Raw genomic sequence first — 26923 nt, forward strand, 5'->3', positions numbered from 1 at the left:
GACGCCCACGCTGCCGATGATGTCGAACGTGGTGCCGCTGTGCGGCCCGGCGGTCAACAGTTCCGAGAACGACCGCTGGGGCTCGCCGGACCCGCTGCCCATGGACGCCGCCCCGGAGCCACTGGACGACGACATGTCCTCCGCCGTGCTACGCAACGCGTTCTTGCCCGCCAGCAACAGGGACAAGCCGTAAGCCCCCACGACGAGACAAGCGCCGAGCGCCGCCAGGCGCCGCTGGATGGCGGCCGCCGACAGGTCCATGCGGCCCAGCGCCATACCGGCGATCACGAACGGCATCCAGGTGAGCGCCGGGTAGAAACCGGTGAGCAGCAGATCGAGCGCTCCCACCTCGCTGAGGTGGCGGAGCGGGTCGTAGGCGTTGATGCTCTGCTGGACGGAGTCGCTCAGCCGCATGGTCAGGACGAACGACAGCTGCGGCGTGACGAGTGCGAGCCCCGCCGCGATCATCGCGAGGGTCCCCGCGCTCAGTCGCACCAGGGGCAGGGCGAGGAGGAAGTAGACGCCGTAGAAGCCCAGGATGATCACGCCGCCGTATTCCATCGCCATGGCGGTGCCCAGCGCCAGCAGGATCACGGCGCGGATCGCGATCCGCGCCTTGGCCTGTCGGCCGGCCAGTCCGGTTTTCGGCTCGAAGCGGCCTGCGATCAGCATCAGCGAAAATCCGGCGAGAGTGGCGAACAGGACCGACGAGTGGCCGTCGGCAATGTACCGGACCCAGCCGGCGACGCCGTGTGTGGCCGACAAGGGCGGCCCGATGTGCACGACGTACATGCCGAACACCGCCAGCGCGCGGGCCAGATCCACCCCGACCAGGCGTCCCATCGAGGGGCCGCCTGGGGTCTGCCCGGCGGGCTCGGGTGAAGTGCGGGGCGGTGGAGGCGAGTTCTCCTGCGGAGCCGGTGTCTCCCGGGGCGGGTGTGTCTGTGTCATACGGAAAATCCTTCGGTGCCTTCAGGCCGCGGACCATCCGGCAGGCTTCGGCCACACCCCCGCCGACCGGCCGGGACCGCCCCGCCGACCGGCGGAACAGTGCCGCGCCGTGCGGTCGGCGGGCCCGGCCGGCCAACTGCCGTGTCCCGTGGCGGCGTCGGCCACCACGACCGCAAGCCCGGGTAACGCGTCCCACCGTGCCGACCTCCAAGGCGAGGCCCCACCCGCAACCCCCGGCGCGGGCCCCGAGCAGGCCCCCGGGCGACCAGCAGCACCACATGCACGGCGACGGCCAGGTATGCGATGCCCGCCGAGGGCCGACCACCCCCAGGTCGCACCGGAACGATCCCACCGGACGGGAATCACGGACGCCGTGCGCCGAGCCGCCTCGCCCACCCTCCCGCCGACGTGCCGGACCGCTCCCCCGACCGGCTGGAACCCGCCTGCCGGGTGGCGGGTGTCCATAGCGGCCGCACCGTCGCGGACCTCGCCCGACGTACTGTCGTCGGCAGGCGATCACCGTACGGGAACGAGGACGCCCCGATGCGGGGTGCAGGGGCCTACGGGTCGTCGAGAAGCTGGACAGAGCAGACAGTGTGACGAGTGTGAGGCGGAACGCCGGTGATCCGGGTAGTGGTGGTGGACGACGAGGCGCTGGTGCGGTCCGGGTTCGAGCTGATCCTGAACGCCTCCGACGGCATCCAGGTCGTGGCGACCGCGCAAGGATCGCAGGCCGCCGACGTGATCCGGCGTGAGCACCCGGACGTCGTGCTCCTCGACATCCGCATGCCCGATGTGGACGGCCTGACCGTCCTGAGGGAGATCCAGACGCTGGCCGAGCCGCCGACGGTGGCCATGCTGACCACCTTCGACACCGACGAGTACATCGTGACCGCGCTGCGCTCGGGAGCCGCGGGCTTCCTGCTCAAGGACACCGAGCCCGAACAACTCGCCCACCTCGTACGCACCCTGGCCGCGGGTGGAGTCGTGCTGTCCCCGAAGGCCTCGCGGGCTCTGCTGCGCAGCCATCCGGGTCCGGGCGCGCCCCAGGACGCGGACGTGGCGCGCGTGAATCTGCTCAGCGACCGCGAACGTGACGTCCTCGTCCTGATCGCGGAAGGACTGTCCAACGTCGAGATCGGCACCCGCCTCCATCTCAGCGCGGGCACCGTCAAAGACCACGTCAGCTCGATCCTGACCAAGCTCCGGGTCTCCAGCCGCGTTCAGGCGGCGCTCCTCGCGGAGCGCGCCGGGCTGCTCAGCGGCGACGACGCCGACACCGGATGGAGCAACGGGTGATGAGCACGGGTGGTGCACTGTGGCGGCGGGTGCCGTCCTGGGTCGTCGACGCGGGCCTCGTCGTGCTTGCCGCGCTCGACGCCTGGATCAACCTCTACGGCGAGGCGACGTCGTTCATGTGGGCCTGTGCCGCCCTCGGCTGCGTAGGACTGGTCCTGCGCAGCCGCTTTCCACTGGTGGTCTTCCTGCTGACTCTGCCCATGACCCTGTTCATGGACGTGGCGGTCGCGCCGATCGCCGCCCTGTACACACTTGCCACGCGCACCCGCAACCGCCCGCTGCTGGCCGGCTGCGCCCTGCTGAACGCGGCCGCGAGTACCATCGCCTGGCCGCTGTCCGAGTCGTTGTCCGGCGATCAGACCTGGACGGTCATCCAGTTCGTCTACACGCTGGCCACGGCCTTCGCCCCGATCCTGTTCGGCCAGCTCGTCCAGGCCAGAATCGAGGTGGCCCGCCGGCTCGTCGAGGTCGAAGTGGCCCGCGAACACGAACGCGCCCTGTACGCCCAGACCGTCCTCGCCCGTGAACGCGCCCAATTGGCCCGGGAGATGCACGACGTCGTCTCCCACCAGGTCAGCCTCATCGCCGTACAGGCCGGAGCCCTGCAGGTCGCCGCCAAGGACCCCGCCGCCCGCGACGCAGCCCGCACCATCCGCACCCTGAGCGTGAACACCCTCGACGAACTCCGCCACATGGTCACCTTGCTGCGCGCCTCCGGCGGCAAGGAAACCGAACTCACCCCCCAGCCCACCCTCGCCGACCTCCAGCAGCTGATCGCCAACAGCGGCATCGAGACCACTTTGACCGGCGGGCTCCCGCCCGGCATCAGCACAACCGCCCAACGCACCGTCTACCGCACGGTCCAGGAAGCCCTCACGAACGTGCGCAAGCACGCCCCCGGCGCCCGCGCCGAGGTGCGTCTGTGGCACGCCGCGCAGCACTTCGGCGTCACCATCACCAACAGCGCCCCGACCCGCCCATCCGTCGCCCTGCCCAGCGCCCGGCACGGTCTGATCGGCCTGAGAGAACGCGCCGATCTGCTCAGCGGCACCCTCACCGCCGAACCCACCCCGCAAGGCGGATACGAGATCGAACTACAGGCCCCCACCCGTCCCACCTGAGCACAACCCGCCCGACGCAGCTCGGCGCTGCTTCGCGGAACGCGACCTGGGTCCCCTACCTACCGGCACGCGCGCGCAGCCCTCCGCCCATGGGGCGCCCCCGCCCCGAGGAGTTGACCCTCATGAGGTCCAGGGCAACGAGACATCGTATAATTTGGGCCCGAACAATTCTCATGACTCATGGCTTCTCAGGCGGCCCGAAGGAGCGTGCCCATGCCCGGCCAGCGATCCATCGCCGAAGCCGAGAGACTGGCAGCGGCCAGGCTCGGCGGTATCCCCGTCCGGCATGACCAGATGGCCGTTGTCGCCAACATTTATCGCGCCGCCTCGGCGGTGCGGCAGCACCTGGAGAACTCCGTGCTGCGCGGCGTCGACCTGACCTGGACCGCCTTCGTGGTGCTCTGGGTCATCTGGATCTGGGGCGAGTCGGAGACGCGGCACGTGGCCGAAGAAGCCGGGATTTCCAAGGGCACGCTCACGGGGGTTGCCCGGACGTTGGAAAGTCGAGGGCTTGTGCAGCGAGCAGACCATCCCACTGACGGGAGGCTGGTGCTTCTGAGCCTGACCGACGAAGGGGAGCAGCTGATGCAGCGCCTCTTTCCGGCGTTCAACGAGGAGGAATCCTTCGTCACCGGGCAGCTCAGCGACGCGGACTGCCAGACCGTCGCCGAGGGCCTGCGCCGGGTGGTGCTGCAGGTGGAGGAGAACGGCGAGAAGCGCCGCCAGGATCTGTTGGGCGGTGCCGCCCCCGCGCCACGCCGCAGCGGCCGCCGTAAGGCCTGATCCGCGACAGTCCCGGGCGAGGGTACCCGGATCGCTGCCAGAGACTGTTCGCAGGGGCCCGGCCTTCAGGCGGCCAGGACAACGTCGGCTGACCGGCCGAGGACCTCGTCGGACGCCAGAGCGAACAGTTCCTCCGCTTCCCGGCTCCGCCCGGTGAACCGCAGGTGCTGCTCCAGCACCGCAGTCGCGCCGACGGGCGTCGGTTCAGCCGAGGAAGACCCGCCGTGCGGCCGGAGTCGCTGGTCACGGCCTTTCGAAATGATCGTCTTCGCCGCTCGTCCAGGGAGTGCAGGAGAGCTTCGGCTCATTCGTCGTACCGCCGGTCGCCCTCGATGACGCCTGTGCGCGATAGGCCCCCAGGAGCCGGCGCAAGGCGTCGACGCTCTGCTCGGTGCGGCCCGGTGCGCCGGACGTGACCTGATGGAAGACCATGCCGTCCAGAGCGGCGAAAACGATCTCCGTCATCTCCTGTGACACGTCGAAGCAGGCCAGTGCCTCGCGTACGGCATCGCGGTAGGCGTCGTAGAGCAGGTCGACGTGGTGGCGCAGTTCCGGCCGCCGGCTGGATTCGAGCTTGAGCTCGTACTGGAAGGCCTGAATGTCGGGGTCGGCCGCGATGAAGTCCGCCAGGGTCGCTGCGAAGTCCTCGAGCCTTCCGCTGGCGGGCACCAGCGAGGAGGTCTCGATGCTCCGGGTGACGCACCACCGCAGCGCTTCTTCGAGCAGCGTGTCACGCGAACCGAAGTGGTGGGCGACCAGTCCGTGCGTGACACCGGCCTCGGCTGCGACGGCACGGTAGGTCAGTTTCCGCAGACCGCCACGGGCCACCACCCTGACGGCCGCTTCCAGGAGGGCCCCGCGGCCTTCGCCGTAACCGGGTCGGGCCTCCTGGCCGATGTCTCCGTCTGTTTCCGCCTCGGCAGTCACTGACCCTCCCTTCCCCCTGTCTGAGCGGTCCCCGAAGGCCAATCTATCCTATTGACAAGTTATCCAGATGGATAGATTCTCGCTGCAGCGCACGTCTCCCCTCTCCACTGGAGTTCCCATGGCCATCCCCGAAGGACTGAGCACCACCCCGTTCGCTCCCCGCTACGCGGACCACGTCGAGGAGTGGATCGACGTCTATGGCAACGCCGTACCGCTTGCCATCGGTGATCCGGCTGAGGAGTACGAGGCCATCCGCACCGCCGTCGGGGCCTCCGAGTACTCGATGCTCTACAAGTGGCACGTCGAGGGTGAGGACGCCGTCGCCACCGTCGACGCCGTCTTCTCGCGCAGCGTCAAGGGGCTGGGCACCGGACGCATCGCTTACGGAGTCGTGGTCGACGCCGACGGGATGATGCTGGACGACGTGACCGTGGCCGTGCTCGCGCCCGACCACGTCGTCGTCACCGGCGGCAACCCGGCCACCCAGAAGGCACTGGCGGCCCACGCCCCCGCCGGGACCGCGGTCACCGAGCGCCGTGACGAGTCCGCCGTCCTCACCCTGCAGGGCCCGCGCAGCCGCGATGTCCTGCGGCGCCTCACGGACGTGGATGTGTCCAACGCGGCGTTCCCCTACTACACCTTCCTGCGCGACGCTCCCGTCGCGGGCATCCCCGCGCAGGTGAGCCGACTCGGGTTCACCGCCGAGCTCGGCTACGAGATCCAGGTCCCGCGGGAGCGCGCGTTGGAGCTGTGGGACGCGGTCTTCGAGGCCGGAGCCGGCCTGGGCATCAGGGCCTTCGGCGCCATCGCCCTGCTGACCTGCCGCACCGAGGCCGGAATGATCATGGGAGAGCTGGAGTACGACCACACGGTCACCCCGTTCGAGTGCCGGATGGGCTGGGCGCTCGACTTCGACAAGGGACCCTTCCAGGGCCGGGACGCACTGCTGGCGAAGAAGGACAGCGCCAGCGGCCGTGTGGTCAGCGTCGTCGTGGACGCCGCGCCGGAGGTCGCCGAGGGCGCCCGGCTGGAGCTGGACGGCCGGGACATCGGCTACGTGACGATGGCGCTGCCCTCCCCCGTCCTCGGCGGCGCCACCCTCGGCCTGGCCCGGGTTCACCGCGACGCCGTGAAGTCCGGCATAGCGCTGACCGCCGTCGCCACCGACGGCTCCGAGGCCGAGGCAACGGTGCGGCCCACTCCCGTGTACGACCCCGAGCGCGCCCGCGTGCGGGCCTGACCCGACGGAGATCCTGACGTGCAACGCTACATTCTCACGCTCCGCTGCCCCGACCAGCCGGGCATCGTCCACGCGCTCGCCGCGGGCGTCGCCCAGGTCGAGGGAAACATCCTGGAGAGCGCCCAGTTCTCCGATCCCGGCACCGGCGTCTTCACCATTCGTGTGAGCCTGGAGACACCTGCGGCCGACACCGAGAAACTGCGGGACGAACTCACGCTGCGGCTGGCCCGCTTCGACCCGGTCCTGACGGTCCGGCCCGAGGAGCAGCGCCGCCGGGTACTGCTGATGGTGTCGAAGTTCGACCACTGCCTGGTCGACCTGCTCTACCGCTGGGACCTGGGCGAACTGCCCGTCGACATTCCGCTGATCGTCTCCAACCACACCGACCTGGAGCCCGTCGCGAAGCGGTACGGCATCCCCTTCGTCCACCTCCCGGTCACCCGCGACACCAAGCCCGAGGCGGAGGCCGAACTGCTGCGGCTGGTGGCCTCGCACCAGACCGACTTCGTGGTACTCGCCCGCTATATGCAGGTCCTCTCCGACGACCTGTGCCGCAAGCTGTCCGGGAGAGTCATCAACATCCACCACTCGTTCCTGCCGGGCTTCAAGGGAGCCAAGCCCTATCACCAGGCCCACGACCGGGGCGTCAAACTCATCGGCGCCACCGCCCACTTCGTCACCGCCGACCTGGACGAGGGCCCGATCATCGAACAGGACGTCGTCCGCGTCGGACACCGTCACAGCGCGCCCGAACTCGTCGCGATCGGCCGGGACGTCGAGCGTGTCGTACTGGCCCGGGCGGTCCGGCTGCACGCGGAAGACCGTGTGGTCCTCACCGGCTCCCGCACCGTCGTCTTCTCCTGACAGCACCGAGAGGTTCGTACGACATGACCACCGCGACGCTGCTCGACGGGAAGGCCGCGGCAGCCGACACCAAACGTGAACTCGCCGAACGGGTGGAGGTACTGAAGGGCCGGGGCATCGCTCCCGGGCTCGGCACCATCCTGGTCGGCGACGACCCCGCCAGCCACTCCTACGTCGGCGGCAAGCACCGCGACTGCGCCCAGGTCGGCGTGGCGTCGATCCGGGTGGAGCTGCCCGGCACGGCCACCCAGGCCGATGTCGAGGCCGCCGTGTTCAGGCTCAACGCCGACTCGGCCTGCACCGGTTTCATCGTCCAGCTGCCGCTGCCGGCCCACATCGACACCCATGCCGTGCTGGAGCTCATCGACCCGGCCAAGGACGCCGACGGGCTCCACCCCGCCAACCTGGGCCGTCTCGTGCTGGGCATGCCGGGGCCGCTGCCCTGCACCCCACGCGGCATCATCGACCTGCTGCGGCGCAACCATGTGCCCATCACCGGGCAGCAGTTCTGCGTCATCGGCTGCGGACTCACCGTGGGCCGCCCGCTCGGCCTGATGCTGACCCGCGGCACCGAGCACGCCACGGTGACCCTGTGCCACGAGGCCACCCAGGACATCGCCGCCCACGCTCGCGTCGCCGACGTGGTCGTGGCCGCCGCCGGCGTGGCACATCTGGTCAAGCCCGCCTGGATCAAGCCCGGCGCCACCGTCCTGTCCGTGGGCATCACCCGGACCGTCGAGGGCATCCTCGGAGACGTTCACCCGGACGTCGACCAGGTCGCCGGCTCCTTCGCCCCGCCGGTCGGCGGAGTGGGGCCGATGACCCGGGCCATGCTGCTGACCAACATCGTCGAGGCGGCCGAGCGCGGCTGACGTACACGGCTCGGGGCCGGTACCGCCCAAGCGGTACCGGCGACGAGCTCAACTACGTTCTCGAAGGCCATGTGTTCGTGGGGTGCGACGGGGACCCGACCGAAGCGCACGCCGGGGACCTCGTCCTGGTTCCGGCCGGCACGGTCGGCAGATACTGGGCGCCTGACTACGCCCGGATGCTCGCCGTCTACGGCCCCGATCCCCAGGGAGGAGGGATCCGAGTCCACGGCTACCGGCGGATCGGTCCCGATCAGGATGCCCGCCACTGACCCTGCCGTCCGCCTGCTCACACGGGACCATGCGCCGCGCGACCTGCCGGCACGGTGAACCAGGCCCGTGGAGGCGACTTCAGCGGGCGAATTGTTCCACCGGGTCCCCCTCGTAGTTCCACGGCCACGGCGTCACCAGTCCGCCGACCGCGGAGAAGACCGGGTCGGCATCGCCGCTGCGGCCTGCCCGGACCAGGGCGTAGGCGAGCGTTCCCAGGTCCGCGACGGCGGCCGCGTGACGCAGGTGACCAGGCTGCAGCCAGTGGGCCATGCCGTGGTCCAGCAGTCGTGCGGTGTGCGGCTGGGACCAGTACCGGCTCACTCCCAGCGCCTCGATTCCCCCGCTGCTCCTTTCACGGTGGTACTGCCGCACAGCCGCCGTCAGGGGCAGGCATGCCGTCGGCGCGTCCCAGGGCATGACCGCGACGGCGTCGTCGAGGAAGTCACGCAGCGCGGCCTGACTGCCCTGCTCCTCCGGAGAGAGGTAGCCCAGGATCTGCAGGTGTGCCTCCCGGTGCCAAGGATCACGCGCGTGTATCTCCTGCCAGACGGGAGAGAGCTCAGAACTCGGCCGGCCCAGGAGCCGCAGCGCCGCGAGCGCGGCCACCCACGGAGTCGGATCTGCCGGGGCGGCCTCGGTGGCGGCGCGGCAGATCGCCAGGGCACCCCGCGGATCGGTTGCCAGTTCGGACCAGGTGGCCAGTACCAGGGCGTCCGGGTCGCGTGGCCGGCGTTCCCGCCAGGTACGGGCCAGCGCGGGCGCGGCCCGCGCGAGGACCCCGACCCGGTGGCAGCGGCGGTCCCAGTCATCACCGGTGTTCCGCAGGAGACGCTCCACCTGGGCGATGGCGAGGTCCTGCGGTCCCGGTCCGCGGGCGGCGGCGATGCCTCTCAGCACGCGGCCCAGCGGAACATCGTCGAGTTCGGGGGCGAGGCGGGGCGCCTGTCGCTTGGGGCCGAAGAGAGCCATGTCGTTGTCAGTGTCTGTGGTGGGCGGCGTCAACCAGTGCGTCGAACAGGGCCTGCTGGGCCGGGTCGTGGTCCGCGGTGTCCTCGGGGTGCCATTGCACGCCCGTGAACCACCCCGGGTGTCCGGGCAGTTCGAGTCCCTCCACCGTGCCGTCGGCGGCCCGCGCGGTGACCGTGAGGCCGACGCCGATGCGGTCGACTCGCTGGTGGTGGTAGCAGGATGCCTCCGTCTTCTCGGCGCCGGTGGCCCGTTCGAGCAGCGTGCCGCGCTGGATCGCGACGGGGTGGACGATGTGTCGGTGTTCGCGCTCCGCGCCGCCCATGTCCTGTTCCAGGCTGCCGCCGAGGGCGACGTTCACCACCTGCAGCCCGCGGCAGATCGCCAGCAGGGGCAGTCCCAAGTCCAGTGCCCGACGGGCGACTTCGAGGTCGAACACGTCCTGGAGGTCGTCGACGTCATAGACGCTGTCATGGGTGTCGGTGGCGCCGTAGCGGTGCGGGGCCAGGTCCCCGCCGCCCGGAAGCAGCACGCCGTCGAAGCGGGTGAGGCGCTCGGCCACGTCGGCTCCGGCCGGTTCGGCGGGGTGGACGCTCACCGGCTCACCCCCGGCCCGCCACACGGCCTCGACCAGCGCGCGGGCGTTGACCTCGGCGGCGTAGCGGAGCGCGGACGTGCTGGCGGCGAACCGGGACGGGATCGCGATCAGGGGTCGCGTGTGCGTACGGGTCACAGCTGGATCCAGGTGGTCTTCAGTTCGGTGTACTTCTCGATGGCGTGGGCGGACTTGTCGCGACCGTTGCCCGACTGCTTCATGCCGCCGAAGGGGACGGTCAGGTCGCCCTCCTCGTAGCAGTTGACCCAGACCGTCCCGGCCTTCAGCGCGCGAGAGACCTTGTGGGCGGTGGACAGGTCGGAGGTCCACAGGCCGGCGGCGAGGCCGTACTCGGTGGCGTTGGCCAGCCGTACCGCCTCGTCGAGGTCGTCGAAGGCAAGGATGGACAGGACCGGGCCGAAGATCTCCTCGCGGGCCAGCCGCATGCCCGGGGCGACCCGGTCGAACACGGTGGGCCGCAGATAGCTGCCGCCGGTCTCGGCCAGGGTCCGGCCCCCGCCCGCGCGCAGCCGGGCGCCTTCGTCCAGGCCACAGGCGACATGCTCCAGGACCCTGCCGAGGTGGCTGTCTCCGACCAGTGCGCCCATCTGGGTGGCCGGGTCGAGCGGGTCGCCCACCCGCAGTTCGCGCGCCCGCGCCACGACGGCCTCGGTGACCTGTTCGGCGATGGAGGAGTGGACCAGCAGCCGGGAGGGGGCGGTGCACATCTCGCCCTGGTTGAAGAAGATGCCCCAGGCCGCGGTCGCCGCGGCCTTTTCCAGGTCGGGGGCGTCGGGAAGGACGATGTTCGGCGACTTGCCGCCGAGCTCCAGCCAGACGCGCTTGAGATTGGAGTCGGCGGCGTAGTGCAGGAAGTGCCGGCCGACGGCGGTGGAACCGGTGAAGGCGAGGACGTCGACGCCGGGGTGGAGGCCGAGCGCCCGGCCGGCCACCGGTCCGTCACCGGTCACCACGTTGAGTACGCCGGGCGGCAGTCCGGCGTCGGTGGCGGCGCGGCCGAGCAGGAGGGCGGACAGCGGCGAGGACTCCGACGGCTTCAGGACGAGCGTGCAGCCGGCGGCGAGCGCGGGAGCGACTTTCCAACTCGCCAGGGTGAGGGGGAAGTTCCAGGGCACGACGGCTCCGACGACGCCGGTCGGCTCCCGGGTGATGAGAGCGAGCGCGTCCGGTGCGGTGTGGGGGGACTCGTCGGTGAGCTTGTCGGCGAGCTGCCCGTACCAGCGGAAGGTGTTGATCGCGGCGCGCAGCTCGATGGCGTACGCGTCCGTGACCGGTTTGCCCATCTCCAGGCTCACGGTCAGTGCCAGTTCCTCGCGCCTTTCCTCCAGCAGGTCGGCGATCCGCAGCAGGATCCGGCCGCGCTCGGCGGGCGAAAGGTGCGGCCACGGCCCTGTGTCGAAGGCGCGGCGCGCCGCCGCTACCGCGAGATCGACCTCCGCCTCCCGCGCGTCGGCGACCTGGACCAGGCTCTGGCCGTCGCGCGGGGAGATCACGGCGAACGATCCACCGTCACCGGCTTCGCTCCTGCCGTCGATGTGGTGCTGCGTGGGCAGGTCGAGTTCCTTGGCGCGGCGCAGCAGTTCCTCGTGGGTGGCGTTCAGCACGCGCTCTTCCTCTCCGTCTCATCGGTTTCGTTCGGCGAAAACAACTCACGCGCTCCGGCACAAGGCCGGATACGGCCGGGGCGCAGGCTCCGGCCGTATCGGTGAGGCATAGCGGCGTTCAGTGGGCGGTCTGTGTCCGGGACCGCGTCAGCCGGGCGGCGACGACGCCGAGGACCAGCACCGCCGGGACGGTGAGCTGGAGCCATACGGCCGTCGTCCGGTCACCGCCGATCAGCGTCGTGAAGTTGGCGATGATGAGCCAGATGGCACCCGCGATGCCGAGGGCGCCCAGGACGGGGGCGAACAGCGTGTTCCAGGGGCGGGTGTCGGCGTGCGAGCGGCGGAAGAAGACGACGATCGAGGCCGAGGTCAGGAAGTACAGCAGCATGACGCCGAGGACGGCGACTCCACTGAACCAGGAGAAGAGGGTCAGCACCGGGTCCTTGCCGAGGACGGCGAAGGGCATCACCAGCAGTACGGACAGCACGGTCTGCGCCGTGCCCGCGACCCAGGGCGAGTGGCGCCGGTTGATGGCGGTCAGCGCGTGGGGCAGCAGGCCCTCCCGGCCCAGGGAGAACAGGTAGCGGTTGGCGGAGTTGTGGAAGGCCAGGATGCCCGCGAAGAGGGAGGTGGCCAGCAGGATCGGCAGGACGTCGTTCGCCCAGCCGCCGAACAGGGCGGCGATCGGGGCGAAGACGAAGCTTGTCGCGTCGCCGCTCTGCAGGGCCTTGCCGGCGTCGCCCGTCGCCTGGGACGCGCCGTGCGCCGAGATCAGCATCCACGAGGTGAACGCGAAGAAGCCCGTGACCACCGCGACCGACAGGTAGGTGGCCCGGGGGACGGTCTTGCGGGGTTCGCGGGCCTCCTCGCCGTAGATGGCGGTGGCCTCGAAGCCGAACATCGACGCCACGGCGAACATCAGGGCCACACCGGGAGCGCCCTGGAGCGCGGCGGACGGCGAGAAGCTGTCCGTGAAGCCCAGGCCCTCGTGTCCGCCGCCCTTGAACAGCGTCACGAGGGCGAAGGCGATCAGGATGCTGAACTCCGCCAGGACGAAGACGGCGAGGATCTTGGCGCCCATCTCGATGCCCGAGGCGCCGAGGGCCTGCACGATCACCATGGTGACCAGCGTCCAGACCCACCAGGCGACATGGGCGCCCGAGTAGTGCTCGACCAGACCGCTCACCGTGACGCCGTACAGCCCGTACATGGCGGCCTGGACGGCGCAGTAGGCGAAGAGGGCGACCCCGGCGCTGCCGGAACCGGCCGGGCGGCCGAGCCCCTTGCCGATGTAGGTGTAGAAGGCTCCGGCGTCCACGACATGGCGTCCCATGGCGACGAATCCGACGGAGAAGAGCAGGATGATGACGCCGGCCGCGAGGTAGGCGGCGGGAGCACCGGCGCCGTTGCCGATGGCGACGGCGATGGGCACGGCCCCCGCGATGCCCGTCAACGGCGCCTGGGCGGAGAGAACGAAGAAGAGAATGCCCAGGACACCGAGAGAATCGGGCTTGAGCCTGCCTGCCATGGATGCATCATGACCCGTTTGCTGAGGAACCGCGGTCTGACTGTCCACTCGAATCACCTGCCGGGGACGGGGAGGGGCGGGAGTTTGTTTTAGGCCAAACGAGTTGCCTCATGGTGGGCTGGAACTATCCGTTTGGCAAGGGGTTTCAGCAAGATCCTTCCGCGGACACGGAGGTCTTTGCGGGACCGTGACCCAGGTGGAGGTCAGGTCGGCCGTGGTGCGGTGTACGGGTCGCCTCCGGCCCGACCGCGCGCGGTTGCCGAGCCGCGCACTTCCCCGGGACGCCCGTTCCGGCCCCGGACGGCACCGCCAGGCCTGAGGACGCGTGGCACATGTTCGACCGGTCCGACCGGCCATCAAAGCCCGGTGCGCGCAGGGACGGCCGGTGGACGAACGCCGGAGGTGCCGCGGTGCGGCGTGGGCTCCTCGGCCACCGGCGTGGTGCCGTTCTCGCTGAGCTCGGCGGCATGCAGGCGATCGCTCTCCGGCCAGGCGCAGCCGGGCAGTCGGACCCGGCCTTCTGATTGACGCCCCGCACGGTGGGCAGTGTGCGCTCGGTGCCCGTCCGGCGGCCGCCGTGCCGCAGTGACCGGACGAGCCGCGCACCCTTGGGCGTGCCCACGGGCGGACCGCTGACGCCCGCGTGCTCTTCGGCGGCCCCGGCGCCATCGGCGGCATGCCGGGCTCTCGCCCCTACGCGTGCACGGTGATGGCCTGCAGCGGACAGACCTCGGCGGCCTCGTACAGCTCCTCGGCGCTCGCCTCGTCCACGTCGGCCAGGTAGACGTCCGTCGCCTGCGACCGCAGGGACAGACGTCCCTCGTCGTCCAGCGCGAACAGCTCTGGGGCGGCGTACACGCACTGGCCGTGGTCCTGGCACTTCTTGAGATCGACTTCGACCTTCATGACGGCTCCTGTCTCTCGGAGGGGTCGGGGGATCAGAGGAAACGGACGGGGAGGTGGTTGATGGTGCGCAGGAACTCGGTGTGCGCATAGGCGGGTTCGCCCGCCAACTCGACACCGGAGAAGCGGTCGACGATGGAGCTGAAGACGATGTCGGCCTCAGCGCGGGCCAGGACCTGGCCGGCGCAGCCGTGCATGCCCGAGCCGAAGGCCAGGTGCCGGCTGGCGGCCAGCGGGCGGGTGTGGTCGAAGGTGTCGGGGGCGGCGAAGACGTCGGGGTCGCGGTTGGCGGATGCGATGAGCAGGGCCAGCGCCTCTCCGGCCGGTACGGTCGTGTCGCCGATGACCGTGTCCTGGGTGGTCAGGCGCACCACCATCGACTCGGGTGTGTCGATCCGCAGGATCTCGTTTATGATGCCGGGCCGCGCCTCCGGCTCGTCCCGATAGGCGGCGAACAGCTCGGGCCGCTGCGTCATCAGCCAGATGCCGTGGTTGATCAGGTGCTTGACGTCGAGGTGGCCCACGGCGAAGAACAGGAAGACGGTGTAGACGACCTCTTCCTCGGTCATCCTGCCCTCGTCCTGCGCGGCGATGAAGGCGTCGATCAGTCCCTCGCCGGGGCGGGCCCGCTTGTCGGCCACGAGCCGGCGGATGTGCTCGGCGAACCAGGCGAACGCCTCGGTGGCGGCTCTGGCTTCCTCGTCGTTGCCGCCGGGGCCGAGGCTCAGTCCGATCTCGTAGGTCTTGCGCTGGATGGTGTCCATCTCGGTCGGCTCGATGCCGAAGATGTGGCAGGTGGTCTCGAAGGTGCACTTCAGTGAGAGGCCGTCGGCCGCATCCAGGGTGCCGTCGCCGTTCTCGACTTCGTCGAGCACCGCCTCCACGGAGGCGCGCATCACCTTGGACCACTCCTCGACGGCCTTGGGTGTGAACCAGCGGTTCGTGATCCGCCGCAGCCGCGTGTGGTCGGGGGCGTCCTTGCCGAGCATGGTGTGGTGGATCGGGGTGGCCGGCCCGAAGTCGAGCTGCTGCACGCTCAGGCTGGGGTTGCGGATCAGTCGGGCGACGTCCTCGTAACGGGAGACGATGTACAGGCCGACCGGATGCCGGTAGACCGGGTGCTCCTGCCGCAGCCGCGCGTAGTACGGGTACGGGTCCCCGCGGAAGCCGGGGTCCCGGAAGGGCAGCAGGTCCTCGGTGGCGGACGCGGGTCCTGCGGTGGTGACGGTCATGTGGTGACACTCCTCGTATCGGGCGCGAGGCGGAGGGGGAGCTGGGGAGTGGAAGAGGGGGCGGCCAGAGCGCCGTACCGCGAGAATTATCCACTCGGATAATTTCGTCAAGACTTCGCGGGCACGAAGTCAACTCTTCACGCCGCCGGAAGCAGACGAGAGCCCCCGTCGCGGTGCGACGGGGGCTCTTTCTGACCTGCTGTTCTGCGCGAATGGGGCGACTACTCCGCGTCCCCCGGCCGTCGGGTCAGCAGTGACCGCAGCTCCTTCAATGCGGCCTCGGTGACCTCCGGCTCGTCGAGGACCAGTTGGTGCAGCACAAGACCCTCCAGGGCGGCGAAGACGAGCCGGGTCAGGGCTGGGCTGGTGCCCTCGGGCAGGCTGCGGGACAGCTCCCTCTCCGTGGCCTGGAAGTACTCGTCGTACAGCGCGCGGATCTGCGGCAGCAGCTCGGGCCTGCGCCGGGATTCGAGCATGAGCTCGTACTGGAACGTCTGCATCGCCGGCTCGCGGGTGACCATGTCCGCCAGTCCCGCCGCGAAGTCCGCGATGTCGCCCGTGCCGGGTTCCAGAGAGCTCGTACTCGCGCTGGTGCGCACCGCGTGTTCGAGGGCTGCCTCGATCAGCGCGTCCCGGGAACCGAAGTGGTGCACCACGAGCCCGTGCGTGACTCCGGCCTCTTCGGCCACGGCGCGATAGGTCAGCTTGCGCAGCCCGCCCCGGGCCACCACGCGCACTGCCGCGTTGAGCAGGGCCTCACGGCCGGTCCCGTAGTCCACCCGCTTGCGGGGCCTGGTGGGTGGCTCTTCGGAGGAATCGCTCATGGACGCGACCCTACCCGTACGCCGGGTCCGGCAGACCGCCGCAGGCGTCACCGCTTCGGCGGGCGGATGCCGCGGAACTCCCAGTCGCCGCCGAGCGCGGTGGACAGCACTTCCTCCGACTCGGTGGGCTGGGCGCCCACGTCGGTGCGGACGGGAGTGGGGCCGGTGACGATGTGGTTGGTGAGTCTGCCGAGGCCCTCCACCTCGACCTCGACGACGTCTCCGGGCCGGACGGGGCGGGAATTGGCCGGGGTGCCGGACAGCAGTACGTCTCCCGGGTACAGGGTGATCGTGCGGGCGATGTCAGCGACGAGGTAGTGCATGTCCCACTTCATCTCGTCGGTGGAGCCGTCCTGGACGACCTCGCCGTTGACGTAGGTGCGCAGGGACTTGCCGTGGAAGTCCCAATCGGTGACCAGGCCGGGGCCGAGGGGGCAGAGGGTGTCGGAGCCCTTGACGCGGAGCATGGAGCCGGCGTCGGTGTCGCGGAAGTCGTGCAGTCCGTAGTCGTTGGCGATGGTGTAGCCGGCGATGTACTCGCCCGCTTCGGCCGGGGAGATGTTGCGCGCGGTCTTCCCGATGACGATGGCGACCTCGCCCTCGTAGTTGAGCCATTTGCAGCCCTCGGGGCGGACGATGGCGCCCTTGTGGGAGTTGAGGGCCGAGGTCGGCTTGTGGAAGTAGGTGGGCGTCTCGGGGAGGTCGATCTGGAACTCGTCGACGCGGCTGCCGTGGTTGAGATGGACGGCGATGACCTTGGAGGGGACGACCGGGGGCAGGTGCTGTGCGTCCTCGGTCTTGACGCGGCGGCCGTCCCCGGCGACGAGTTCGTCACCGTCGACGGTGACCTGGACGGCGGCGCCGTCGAGGAGGATGCGGCGGTACTCGGGCATGTCACGGACTCCTAGATACGGCTGTGGGGGGTGCGCGGGGTGGGCAGGCCGGTGCCGGTCCAGCCGTCGGCCGGGCGGTCGAACCAGAGGTGCACCTGGCCGGTGCCGATCGAGTTCTCGTACTCGCCGTACTGACGGGCCGTGGCGACGCAGGCGCGCTCGCCGAGGGCACCGGCCATCATCAGATAGTGGAAGAACTTGGCCTCCGGCTTGTACTTCCAGAACGCGTCCATCGTGTCGAGGACCTTGTCGTGACGGCCCTCCTTGAACCAGGCGATCCGCTCGAAGTCCGCCTCGCGGGCCTCGGGCGTGAAGATGTGCACCGGGTCGCCGGCCTCGTGGTCGCGCAGCTCACGCAGCGGCCAGAACGTGTGCGAGAGGGCACCGGAGGCGATCAGCAGCACGCGTCGCCCCGGGGTGGCGGCGATACCGTCGGCCAGGGCGCGGCCGAGCCGCAGGTGGTCCTCCATGTCGCCGGTCTGGCAGACGCCGATGGTCACCCACCGTTTGTCGGGCAGCCCCTCGCCGAGGAACTTCCAGAGGTTGATGGTGGCGTAGTAGATCGGCAGATAGTCGTCGTCGATCGCGGTGATCCAGGTGCCGTGCTTGTCGGCGAACTTCGCGATGTTCCCGGCCAGTTCGGGATCACCGGGGAAGTCGTACGGCATCCGGCACATCCCGCGCGGCAGCTCCTCGGAGGTGAACAGGCCGGCGCGGCGGGCCTGCGCGGTGACGACGAACTCGACGGTGGTGGCCCAGTGGGAGTCCAGGACGACGACGGTGTCGTAGTCGTCGCGGGCGAAGACGTCCTGACGGAGCTGGTTCAGTCCGGTGACGAGGGTGATCTCCTTGCCCCCGTTGAGCTCCAGCCGGGTCTCCTCGGGCAGCACGATGGTGGGGACGTGGGCGAGCAGGCCCGCCCCGACGATCTCACCCATGGTTCCTCCAGCCGCTGGGGGCGGTCACGGTGTTCTTCACGTCGCAGTAGAAGTCGAAGCTCCAGGTGCCGCCCTCGCGGCCGACACCGGAGAGCCGGGAGCCGCCGAAGGGTGCCTGCAGGTCGCGGACGAAGAAGCAGTTCACCCACACCGTGCCCGCGACCAGCCGCGCGGTGACGCGCTCGGCGCGGTCGGGGTCGCCCGTGAAGACGGTGGCGGCCAGCCCGAAGCGGGTGCCGTTGGCGAGCCGGACGGCCTCCTCCTCGTCCGTGAAGGTCTGCAGCGTCAGGACAGGGCCGAAGACCTCCTCCTGCACGATCTCGGAGTCCTGGGCCACATCGGTGAGCAGGGTGGGCGCGTAGTACTGGCCGTCCCCCCGCTGGCCGCCGATGACGGCGCGGGCACCGGCCGCGACGGCCCGCTGCACGAACCCGTCGATCTTCTCCAGCTGGCGGGGGTGGATGTTGGGTCCGATGTCGATGGCCTCGTCGCGCGGATCACCCTGCTTCAGCGTGCTCGCCTTCTGGACGAACCGGCGCGTGAACTCCTCCGCGACCGCCTCCTCGACCAGCAGCCGGGTACCCGCCAGGCAGACCTGGCCGGCGTTGTCGTACTGCTCCACGGCCAGGTCGACGGCGAGGTCCAGGTCCGCGTCGGCGAACACCAGCAGCGGCGACTTGCCGCCCAGTTCGAGACTCAGGGGCGTGAGGTTCGCGGCCGCCGACTCCGCGATGCGCTTGGCCGTGGGCACCGAGCCGGTGAAGCTGATCCGGCGCACGTCGGGGTGCGAGGTCAGTGCGTCGCCGATCTCGGAACCGTAGCCCTGGACGACGTTCAGGACGCCCGCCGGGAGCCCGGCCTCGGCGGCGATGTCGGCCAGCAGGGAGGCGGTCAGCGGCGACCACTCGGCGGGCTTGAGCACCACGGTGTCGCCGGCGGCCAGCGCCGGCGCGACCTTCCAGGTGGCCAGCATGAGCGGGGCGTTCCAGGGGGTGATCAGGACGCAGGGGCCGGCCGGGTCCCAGCTGACGTGGTTGGTGTGGCCGCGCGTCTCGAAGTCCTCGTGCTCCAGCGACAGTAGCCAGTCCGCGAAGAAACGGAAGTTGTGCGCCACCCGTGGCATCACCCCACGGCGGTGGGAGCGCAGAAGGGCTCCGTTGTCGGTGGTCTCGACGATGGCGAGCTCTTCGATCCGCTTCTCGACCCCGTCGGCGATGGCGTGCAGGATGCGGGCGCGTTCCGCGCGGGGGGTGGCGGCCCAGGCGGGGAACGCGGCTTTCGCGGCGGCCACGGCGGCGGCCGCCTCCATGGCCGTGCCCCGGCAGATGTCGCCGATCGTACTGCCGTCGATGGGCGAGACGTCCGGGAACGTCTGTGTCGAGGCGACGCGCTCGCCGCCGATCCAGTGCCGGGTGTCGATGGCGACCCCGGCCACGGTGATGGTGTGTTCGCTCATGCTCTGTTCCTCCGGTCTCACGAGGTGGTGGGCTCTACTCGGCGCCGGAGGTGCCGGATTCCAGCAGTCGGCCGCCGTCCCAGACGACGCCGACCTGGCGGTAGTAGGCGGCGATCGGCTCGCGGATCTCCAGGCGGGCCAGTTCTTCGGTGGGCGCGTCGAACAGCTCCAGCTCGGCGTCGCCGCGCCAGGCCTGTCCCGCCTCGAAGGACGCGGCGCCCGACTCGATCAGCTCGTCGAGAGCGAGGCCCTTGCCCTTCTCGATGGAGGGCAGCCAGCGGTGGTGGGCCATCGGGTGGGCGTTGACGAAGCCGTTCGTCTCCGACGGCTCGCGCAGGGTGACCACGGTGTGGGCGAGGCGCCGGTCGGCGGCGGCGAGCGTGGCGCCGAAACGGGCCCCCGCTTCGATGCGCGGGGCGGGGCCGTACGGGTGCGGGCGCGTCTGGTGGATCGAGCCGAGCTTCTTCGGGTAGCCCTGGTGCAGCCCACGCGCGATGGCGAAGTCCTTGTCGACCCAGATGTAGACGCAGCGCGAGTAGGTCTGTCCCCGGTACTTGCAGCGGACGACCGCGAAGGCCTCCTTGTACTGGGAGAGCACCGGGTCGAGCAGCTCCGCGCCGGACGCCGAGCAGGACTGCCAGTCGGCCCAGATCAGCGCCACCGCTCCCGGGTCCTCGTCGGCGAGTTCCAGGGGCTCGGGAAGCAGTTCACGCACGCGGGCCGGGTCGGTGCGGTACTCGACGGTGAGCAGGTCCCCGGAGTACCGGTAGGGCGGTGAGGGGATCAGCGACGAGGCTCCGCTCGCCGTCTTGGGGAAGAGGAATCCACGGACGGTGGTCATGATCAGCGAGGTCCTTAGGCGGTGAGGGCGGGCTGCTTGAGCAGGTCGGCGCGGTAGCGGGAGGCAGCGGCCGCCGCGGCCTGGCCGCCGAGGGCGACGACACCGACCAGTCGGCCGCCGGCGTGGTAGCCGACGACGACGTCACCGTCGAGGTCGCCCTGAAGTACGCGCACGTCCTCCTTGCCGAGCACCGGTGCGCCGAAGGACTGCAGGCGAAAGTCGTGCTGGTCGCTCCAGAACGTGGGCAGCGGTGCGAACGGGGGCAGGTCGTGGCCGGTGCGGGCCAGCCCGGCGACGAGGGTTTTCGCGGCGTGCTTGGCGGTGTCCGTGGGGATGCACCAGTGCTCCACCCGGCGCGGTACGCCGTCGTAGCGGGCGTTGGGGAAGCGGGCTATGTCACCGACGGCCACGACGTCGGGGCGTCCGCCGACGCGCAGATGCCCGTCGGTGGGCACGCCGTCGCTCAGGTCGAGGCCGTTGCCGTCCAGCCACTCGGTGTTGGCGACCGAGCCGACCGACTCGACCACGACGTCCGCTGGCAGGACGGTGCCGTCGCCGAGGGCGACGCCGGTGACATGGTCGTCTCCGGTGAAGCCGGTCACGCCCGTGCCGAGGGCGAAGCGCACGCCCCGTTCCTCGTGGCGCGTCAGCAGGGCCCTGGCGAGGAGCTCGCCCAGGGGGCCGACCATCGGCAGGGGCAGCGGGTCGACGACGGTCACCTCGCGGGCACCGAGCGCGACCGCGGTGGCGGCGACCTCGCAACCGATGAAGCCGCCTCCGACGACGACCACCCGGGCTCCGGGCCGGGTGAGGGCTTGCCGCAGGCCCTGCGCGTCGTCGACGGTGCGGACGGTGTGCCGGCCGGTGAGCGGGCCGGGGCAGCGCAGGCGCCGCGGCCGCATTCCGGTGGCGACGATCAGTCCGTCGTACGAGAGCGCTTCCCCGTCGTCGAACTCGACGATGTTCTCCGCGAGGCGTGCGGCGACGACCTTGGTGCCCAGCCGCCATTCCGCGTCGGCCACACTCGCCCGCGGGCGGAAGGCGAGAGACTCGAAGGGTGCCTTGCCGGCCAGGACCTCCTTGGACAGGGGAGGCCGGTTGTAGGGCATGTGCGGCTCGTCACCGACGAGCGTGATGGCTCCGGTCCAGCCGGCGGCCCGCAGCTGTTCGGCCGCGCGCAGGCCGGCCATGGAGGCGCCGGCCACGACGATGCGTGTGTTCATCGTCAGCCCTCGAGACGGATGGCCTGGAGCGGGCACACGTCGGCGGCTTCCTCGACCTCGTCGCGCAGCGCGTCGCCGGGGTCGGAGACGTAGGCCAGGTGGCCGCTGTCGTCCATGGAGAAGACATCGGGGGCGGCGAAGACGCACTGGCCGTGATCCTGGCACTTGTTCATGTCGACGACGACCTTCATGGCCGGTCCTCCTGAAAGTGAGGGCGTCGGGGCGGGAAGGAAGAGGGGCCCGACCGCTGTCGGCCGGGCCCCGGCCAAGGGCCCGGCGGTTCACCGGAGTCCCTTACTCATTTGGCTTCAAACAACATAGGAAGCCGCTCACCCCTGGTCAATACCTATCCATGCGGATAATTTTTTTCCATCCGCCTCTTGCGGGGCGCCTGCAGCACTCCTACCGTTTGGCATCAAACAAGTCGGCCGTGTCCCGACCGGCACCGGACTTCTGACTTTTCTCGCCACCTGCATCCCCAAGCGCCCGAGGAGACATCGGTGAGCGCAGCTCCAACCCCCAGCCTCCGTCAGCACATGCAGCGGCTCGCCGCCGAGGGCATCGACGTGGTGCGCGTGACCTATCCCGATCTCATCGGCACCGATCGCGCACGCGACATCCTGCTGGACCACCTGCCGTCGGCCTGCGACCACGGACTGGCCTTCTGCAGGGCCGTCTACCACACCAGCCCCCAGGGCGACGTGGTCCCCGTCTCCGGCGGTCTCGACGCCGGCCTGCCCGACATCACCGTGCGCCCCGACCTGGAGAGCCTGGTCGCCCTCCCCTGGGAGCCCGGCGTCGCCTCCTGTCTCGCCGACGTCACCGACCCGGCCACCGGCCTGTCCGCGCCCGAGTCACCCCGCGATCTGCTGCGCGCGGTCCTCGACCGGTGCACCGAACACGGCCTGCGTCCTGTGGTCGGTCCCGAACTCGAGTACTTCCTCTGCGACCGGGCCCCGGCCTCCCCGAGCGGCTGGGAGCGTTACTCGGGCACCACCGGCGTCGTCTACACCGCCGGTCTGCGCGCCGACGGCGACAACCACCTGCTGCGCACACTGCGCCTGCTACGGGACATGAACATCGGGGCGACCAGCGGCAACCACGAGTTCGACGGCGGGCAGTTCGAGATCAACCTCACCCACTCCGACGCCCTGTCCGCCGCGGACCGCGCCTTCCGCTTCAAGTCCGCGATCAAGGAACTGGCCCGGAAGGAAGGGAAACTCGCCACTTTCATGGCCAAGCCGTTCAACGACGCCGGAGGCTCCGGTTTCCATCTCCACCTGTCCTGCGACGGCGACGAGGGCGGCAACGCCTTCGACGATCCCGCCGGACCGTACGGACTGTCCGCCACCGCCCGCCACGCCGTCGCCGGCATCCTCGCCCACGCCCCGGCCCTGGCCGCACTGGCCAACCCGACCGTGAACTCCTACAAGCGTTTCGGACCGGACACCCTCGCACCCTGGCTGATCGACTGGGGCCTGGACAACCGCAGCGCCATGGTCCGCATCCCGCCCGAGCGCGGCTCCGGCGCCCGATTCGAACTGCGTCTCGGTGACGCCAGCGCCAACCCGTATCTGCTGATCGCGGGCACGATCGCCGCCGCGCTGCTCGGCGTGCTGGCCGGCGAGGAGCCCCCCGCCCCGCTGGAGGGATACGGCTACGACACCGCAAGGGCAGCCGTCCTGCCCGTGAGCCTGCCGGCCGCACTGGACGCCCTGGAAGCGGACACGGAACTGACCGAGGTTCTCGGCAAGGACTTCACCACCGCCTTTCTGTCCTACAAGCGAGACGAGATCGAACGCTTCCAACGGCACGTCACCGACTGGGAGTTCACCGAGTACGCCTACCACCTGTGACGACTGGGAGCCATACGATGACGACCGAGACCCCGACCGCCGCCGTGAACGAACCGCTGCCGCTGGCGGACGTCGACCTCGCGGACCTGGACAACTTCACCGACGGGATCACCCCGTGGCGCATGTTCCACACCCTGCGCCACCAGGACCCGGTGCACTGGCAGCCCGAGCAGGCACCCAACTCCGGCTTCTGGGCGGTGACCCGGCACGCCGACATCGCCCGCGTCGACCGCGACGCCGAGACCTTCACCTCGATGAAGTTCGTCAACCTCGAAGAGGTCGACGAGGACCAGATCAAGACCCGTGCCTCCATCCTGGAACTGGACGGCGTCCGCCACCGCGCCATGCGCAGCCTGCTCCAGCGCCAGTTCGGCGCGAGCGTCATCAACAGCTACACCGACTTCCTGCGCGGCCTGACCGCCACCACCCTGGACGCGGCGCTCGCCAAGGGGAGCTTCGACTTCGTCAAGGAGGTCTCCGCCGACTTCCCCATCAACGTCCTCGCCCGCCTCCTCGGCGTTCCGCCGGAGGACAACCAGCAGCTCATCGACTGGGGCAACCGCATCATCGGCAACACCGACCCCGACTACGCCGACGTCCTGCTGCACAGCGAGGAGAGCGAGAAGTACCGGCACCTGCCGTTCCGCTCGCCCGCCTCGCTGGAGGTCTTCGCATACGGCCGCGAGCTGGCCCGGCAGCGACGCGGCGGCGACGGCACCGACCTGGTGTCGAGGCTCGTGAACACCACCCCCAAGGACGGGGTTCCCCTCTCGCCGCAGGACTTCGACAACTACTTCCTGCTCCTCGTCGTGGCCGGCAACGAGACCACCCGCCACACCATCACCCACTCCATGCTGGCCCTCCTCCAGCACCCCGAGCAGCTGGCCCGGCTTCAGGAGGACCCGTCCCTGATCCCCGTCGCGGTCGAGGAGTTCCTGCGCTGGGCCTCCCCCGTCTACCACTTCCGCCGCACGGCGACCCGTGACGTGGAATTGGGCGGCAAGTGCATCAAGGAAGGCGACAAGGTCGTCATGTGGTACGCCTCCGGCAACCGCGACGAGCAGGTCTTCGGCAACCCCTACGACTTCGACGTCACCCGCGCCGACAACGACCATGTCACCTTCGGCAAGGGCAGCCCGCACCTGTGCCTGGGCAACCTGCTGGCCCGCACCGAGATCCGCATCATGTTCGAGGAACTCATCCCGAGGATCGCGGACATCCGCCTGACGGGCGAAGTCCCTCGCGTGCGCTCCAACTTCGTCAACGGCATCAAGAAGCTGCCCGTCGAGGTCACCCTCGCCTGACCGCCTGCCCGAGCCGCCCAGAAGGTGCGGCTGCCCGGAGCGCCGGCCCCGGGCAGCCGCACCCCTCGTCCGTCCGCCCCATCACCCGGCCCGAGGAGCACCCCCATGACCACTCCCCGCATGCAGCTCGTCCTGAGCGAGAACTGGACCATGACCGGCGGCCGCGCGGATCTGCCGACCGTGATCCGCTGGGCCCGCGAGGCCGAAGACGCCGGATTCGACTCCGTGATGATCAGTGAACACATCGTGCTCGGCCCCGACGCCGGAGCCCATGGTGTGATGGGCAACCCCCGCGACTACGCCCTGCCCGGCAACCAGGACCCCCACACGCCGTGGCCCCACTCGCTCATGCTGCTCAGCGCGATCGCCGCCGTCACCGAGCGCCTGCGCCTCGCCGCGTCGGCGGTCATCGCTCCCCTGCGGCACCCCCTGCTCCTGGCCCGTGAACTCGGCACCCTCGACCTTCTCTCCGAGGGCCGGCTGATCGTGCTGCCCAACGTCAGCTGGAGCCGGGACGAGTACGCGGCACTAGGTGTTCCGTTCTCCCGGCGCGGCAAGCTCCTCGACGAACACCTGGAGATCTGGGCGAAGTTGTGGGGTCCCTCTCCCGTGTCCCACGAGAGCGAGTACTACACCTTCCACGACGTCTACTTCGAGCCCAAGGCCCACCGTCCGGACGGACCCAGGCTGTGCTTCGGCGGCGCCGGCATGCACGACGCGATGGTCCGCAGAATCGTCCGGTACGGCCACGCCTTCAACCCGCTGGGCAAGGTGACACCCGAGCAGATGCAGACGCTCAAGACCGCGATGGCCGCCGCGGGCCGCGACATCGCCGACCTGGAGATGATCGGCGGCACCCGCGCCGTGTTCCCCGACGACAACTCCTGCGCCGACCTCGCGCAGGCTCTGGAGCCCATTCCCGAGCAGATGGCCCAGGGATTCACCACCTTCTGCGTCAAGCCCTCGCAGTTCACCGACGACCCGAACGGAGTGGGCGCCTTCTGTCGCGAGGTGATGCGCCGCGTGGAGTCCCTGACCGCCTGACGGCGCCGGTCGACGTCCGGTATCTCGGCCCGAGCGGCCCGCTGACGACGAACGGCACCAGGCCGTGGAAGAGCGCACCGAACAAGCCGAGGACCACGGCATGACGACATCGCCGGCGCCAACGGTCGAGCACTGGGAACGTCCCGCGCCATCTGTGTGCCCTGGCCATCGCGATGGCCAGGGCACACAGATGGCGGAGCACCACACCGCCTTACCGCCGGAGCGGAGTCCGCACCTAGGGATGTCTCGGAGAGAGGGGACTCAGCATGCCTGTGCCGGGTGGTATCAACTGTGAGCCGTTGGACTGGGCCGTGGACCGTTGCGGGCGGCATGCCGGCAGGCTCGTCGAAGCGATCCCGGAATAATTCGCTCGGGCTCACGCCGTTCACCTCACCGCGAGGCTGATCAAGCGCAACCCCTACGGCGTCACCCTGGCCGAGGCAGTGCGCGAGAATCTCGAGGATATGACTCATGAGCTGAACCAAGCCGTGCGAGACGTGCGCGGGTACGAGTACGCCGTCATCAACGACCACGCGCTCTTCCCCTTCAAGTACGCCGACCGGCCCAAGCCTCTCGAACGTGCTCGGTTGGCGGCCAACGCTTCCCCCACGCGCCGTCGGATGCTTCTGTGCCCCGGGCCAGCGCCGCAAGGCGGGTTCTTCCCTCTCGACGACTCGTCTGTCTGTTCTTCACGGCCGACCCAGAGAACGGCATCCACATCATCCGCTGGGGAGACGCCCACCTCGAACCCGACCGCACCTTCACCTGGCCACACAGTAAACAGCTGCGGGTGGCGGCCCAACCTCTTGAGTGAGCAACCCCAGCGCTGGGCCGTCTCCGGGCCGTGCAAGGCCGCCCGACGTCGACCAACATTGACGGAAGCCCACGGCATTTGAGCTGTTCGGAGCCGTAGGCTTGTTCAGTCTTGCTGGCAGATCACGATCTTTCCGCGTGTGCGTCCGCGCTCGGCGTGCGCGTGGGCGTCGACGATCCGCTCCAGGGGGTAGGTCTGTTCGATGCGGGGTGTGTAGCGGCCTTGCCGACCCAGTTCCGCGGCCGCGGTCTCCCACGAACTCAGTCGGTACGAGGCCCCCGCCGCCGATGAGCGCTTCGACGCCCGTGACGAAGGCTGGACCAAGGTGGTCCTGTATCCCAACGGACACGGCAACGGACACAAGCGGTAAGGCGCGTTCGTCATCCGTCTGAGTCTCCCGGACCGGACCAGTTGACGGACGGCGGTCTGCACGCCCGGGGCCGGTGAAGAGACGCGATCCCGGGCGTTTTCCGTGGTGCGAAGGCCAACACGTGTGGAAGGTAGCCGGACTAGCGAAGACGATCAAGTGTCCGCCGTACCATGACGGCACACGG

General features: G+C 70.0%; 26 protein-coding genes. 10 read left to right on the plus strand and 16 right to left on the minus strand.

The window, feature by feature from the left end; genetic code table 11:
* A partial coding sequence (locus tag M8J74_RS29845; protein ID WP_249839420.1) for a heparan-alpha-glucosaminide N-acetyltransferase domain-containing protein occupies positions 1-843 on the minus strand: 843 nt, incomplete at its 3' end.
* A 741-nt stretch (positions 844-1584) separates the two neighbouring features.
* Here M8J74_RS29845 and M8J74_RS29850 point away from each other — a divergent pair.
* The 3 genes from M8J74_RS29850 (at position 1585) to M8J74_RS29860 (ending at position 4154) form a co-directional block, all read left to right on the plus strand.
* Positions 1585-2250 (plus strand): response regulator, encoded by a 666-nt coding sequence (locus M8J74_RS29850; protein WP_249839444.1) that lies wholly within the window; start codon positions 1585-1587, stop codon positions 2248-2250.
* Positions 2250-3371: a sensor histidine kinase gene (locus M8J74_RS29855; RefSeq protein WP_249839421.1), complete on the plus strand. Its 1122-nt coding sequence runs from the start codon at positions 2250-2252 to the stop codon at positions 3369-3371. Before M8J74_RS29850 ends, M8J74_RS29855 begins: the two co-directional genes overlap by 1 nt.
* 213 nt (positions 3372-3584) lie before the next feature.
* Positions 3585-4154, plus strand: coding sequence for a MarR family winged helix-turn-helix transcriptional regulator (locus M8J74_RS29860; RefSeq protein WP_249839422.1), 570 nt, complete (start codon positions 3585-3587; stop codon positions 4152-4154).
* 243 nt (positions 4155-4397) lie between these two features.
* On the opposite strand, the gene M8J74_RS29865 is transcribed toward M8J74_RS29860, so the two are convergent.
* Complete coding sequence (locus M8J74_RS29865; RefSeq protein WP_249839423.1) at positions 4398-5081, minus strand: TetR/AcrR family transcriptional regulator; 684 nt, start codon at positions 5079-5081, stop codon at positions 4398-4400.
* Between the two features lie 118 nt (positions 5082-5199).
* Between M8J74_RS29865 and M8J74_RS29870 the strand changes: the two genes are divergently transcribed.
* The 4 genes from M8J74_RS29870 to M8J74_RS45060 are packed head-to-tail and all read left to right on the plus strand — an operon-like array spanning position 5200 to position 8326.
* On the plus strand, positions 5200-6321 hold the full coding sequence (locus M8J74_RS29870; protein ID WP_249839424.1) for an aminomethyl transferase family protein: 1122 nt from the start codon (positions 5200-5202) through the stop codon (positions 6319-6321).
* An 18-nt stretch (positions 6322-6339) separates the two neighbouring features.
* Entirely contained in the window at positions 6340-7185 is an 846-nt protein-coding gene (gene purU, locus M8J74_RS29875) for a formyltetrahydrofolate deformylase (RefSeq protein ID WP_249839425.1), read from the plus strand.
* 23 nt (positions 7186-7208) lie between these two features.
* A complete protein-coding gene (locus tag M8J74_RS29880; RefSeq protein WP_249839426.1) occupies positions 7209-8057 on the plus strand; it encodes a bifunctional methylenetetrahydrofolate dehydrogenase/methenyltetrahydrofolate cyclohydrolase in 849 nt (282 codons plus the stop codon).
* Positions 8054-8326, plus strand: coding sequence for a cupin domain-containing protein (locus tag M8J74_RS45060; protein WP_372500314.1), 273 nt, complete (start codon positions 8054-8056; stop codon positions 8324-8326). Before M8J74_RS29880 ends, M8J74_RS45060 begins: the two co-directional genes overlap by 4 nt.
* A 79-nt stretch (positions 8327-8405) precedes the next feature.
* Here M8J74_RS45060 and M8J74_RS29885 read toward each other — a convergent pair whose 3' ends face one another.
* From M8J74_RS29885 to M8J74_RS29945, 13 genes are all read right to left on the minus strand, one after another.
* Complete coding sequence (locus tag M8J74_RS29885; protein WP_249839427.1) at positions 8406-9296, minus strand: hypothetical protein; 891 nt, start codon at positions 9294-9296, stop codon at positions 8406-8408.
* Positions 9297-9303: 7 nt separating this feature from the next.
* Positions 9304-10026, minus strand: a complete 723-nt coding sequence (locus M8J74_RS29890; RefSeq protein WP_249839428.1) for a gamma-glutamyl-gamma-aminobutyrate hydrolase family protein — start codon at positions 10024-10026, stop codon at positions 9304-9306.
* Positions 10023-11513 (minus strand): aldehyde dehydrogenase, encoded by a 1491-nt coding sequence (locus M8J74_RS29895; RefSeq protein ID WP_249839429.1) that lies wholly within the window; start codon positions 11511-11513, stop codon positions 10023-10025. The genes M8J74_RS29890 and M8J74_RS29895 overlap by 4 nt, the downstream gene beginning before the upstream one ends.
* A 118-nt stretch (positions 11514-11631) precedes the next feature.
* Positions 11632-13089 carry an APC family permease gene (locus M8J74_RS29900; protein WP_249839430.1) on the minus strand — a complete coding sequence of 486 codons (1458 nt, stop codon included), beginning with the start codon at positions 13087-13089 and terminating at the stop codon, positions 11632-11634.
* 645 nt (positions 13090-13734) lie between these two features.
* The gene (locus M8J74_RS29905; protein WP_249839431.1) at positions 13735-13947 is read right to left on the minus strand and encodes a ferredoxin; all 213 of its coding nucleotides are present in this window, start codon (positions 13945-13947) and stop codon (positions 13735-13737) included.
* A gap of 32 nt (positions 13948-13979) precedes the next feature.
* Positions 13980-15176, minus strand: a complete 1197-nt coding sequence (locus tag M8J74_RS29910) for a cytochrome P450 (RefSeq protein ID WP_249839432.1) — start codon at positions 15174-15176, stop codon at positions 13980-13982.
* Positions 15177-15397: 221 nt separating this feature from the next.
* Positions 15398-16000, minus strand: a complete 603-nt coding sequence (locus M8J74_RS29915) for a TetR/AcrR family transcriptional regulator (RefSeq protein WP_249839433.1) — start codon at positions 15998-16000, stop codon at positions 15398-15400.
* Positions 16001-16047: 47 nt separating this feature from the next.
* The gene (locus M8J74_RS29920; protein ID WP_249839434.1) at positions 16048-16893 is read right to left on the minus strand and encodes a fumarylacetoacetate hydrolase family protein; all 846 of its coding nucleotides are present in this window, start codon (positions 16891-16893) and stop codon (positions 16048-16050) included.
* Between the two features lie 11 nt (positions 16894-16904).
* Positions 16905-17831: a 3,4-dihydroxyphenylacetate 2,3-dioxygenase gene (locus M8J74_RS29925; RefSeq protein ID WP_249839435.1), complete on the minus strand. Its 927-nt coding sequence runs from the start codon at positions 17829-17831 to the stop codon at positions 16905-16907.
* On the minus strand, positions 17824-19287 hold the full coding sequence (locus M8J74_RS29930; RefSeq protein ID WP_249839436.1) for an aldehyde dehydrogenase: 1464 nt from the start codon (positions 19285-19287) through the stop codon (positions 17824-17826). Before M8J74_RS29930 ends, M8J74_RS29925 begins: the two co-directional genes overlap by 8 nt.
* 34 nt (positions 19288-19321) lie before the next feature.
* Positions 19322-20128 (minus strand): acetoacetate decarboxylase family protein, encoded by an 807-nt coding sequence (locus tag M8J74_RS29935; RefSeq protein ID WP_249839437.1) that lies wholly within the window; start codon positions 20126-20128, stop codon positions 19322-19324.
* A gap of 14 nt (positions 20129-20142) precedes the next feature.
* Positions 20143-21351, minus strand: coding sequence for an NAD(P)/FAD-dependent oxidoreductase (locus tag M8J74_RS29940; protein WP_249839438.1), 1209 nt, complete (start codon positions 21349-21351; stop codon positions 20143-20145).
* Between the two features lie 2 nt (positions 21352-21353).
* Complete coding sequence (locus M8J74_RS29945; protein ID WP_249839439.1) at positions 21354-21542, minus strand: ferredoxin; 189 nt, start codon at positions 21540-21542, stop codon at positions 21354-21356.
* A gap of 345 nt (positions 21543-21887) precedes the next feature.
* Between M8J74_RS29945 and M8J74_RS29950 the strand changes: the two genes are divergently transcribed.
* From M8J74_RS29950 to M8J74_RS29960, 3 genes are all read left to right on the plus strand, one after another.
* Positions 21888-23207 (plus strand): glutamine synthetase family protein, encoded by a 1320-nt coding sequence (locus tag M8J74_RS29950; RefSeq protein WP_283948762.1) that lies wholly within the window; start codon positions 21888-21890, stop codon positions 23205-23207.
* 17 nt (positions 23208-23224) lie between these two features.
* On the plus strand, positions 23225-24511 hold the full coding sequence (locus M8J74_RS29955; RefSeq protein ID WP_249839441.1) for a cytochrome P450: 1287 nt from the start codon (positions 23225-23227) through the stop codon (positions 24509-24511).
* 105 nt (positions 24512-24616) lie between these two features.
* Positions 24617-25555: a TIGR03619 family F420-dependent LLM class oxidoreductase gene (locus tag M8J74_RS29960; RefSeq protein WP_249839442.1), complete on the plus strand. Its 939-nt coding sequence runs from the start codon at positions 24617-24619 to the stop codon at positions 25553-25555.
* A gap of 919 nt (positions 25556-26474) precedes the next feature.
* On the opposite strand, the gene M8J74_RS29965 is transcribed toward M8J74_RS29960, so the two are convergent.
* A complete protein-coding gene (locus M8J74_RS29965) occupies positions 26475-26801 on the minus strand; it encodes a zinc-binding dehydrogenase (RefSeq protein WP_308406123.1) in 327 nt (108 codons plus the stop codon).
* Positions 26802-26923: the final 122 nt, after the last annotated feature.

The sequence above is a fragment of the Streptomyces panaciradicis genome (assembly GCF_023516615.1).
GTDB classification, from domain to species: domain Bacteria; phylum Actinomycetota; class Actinomycetes; order Streptomycetales; family Streptomycetaceae; genus Streptomyces; species Streptomyces panaciradicis.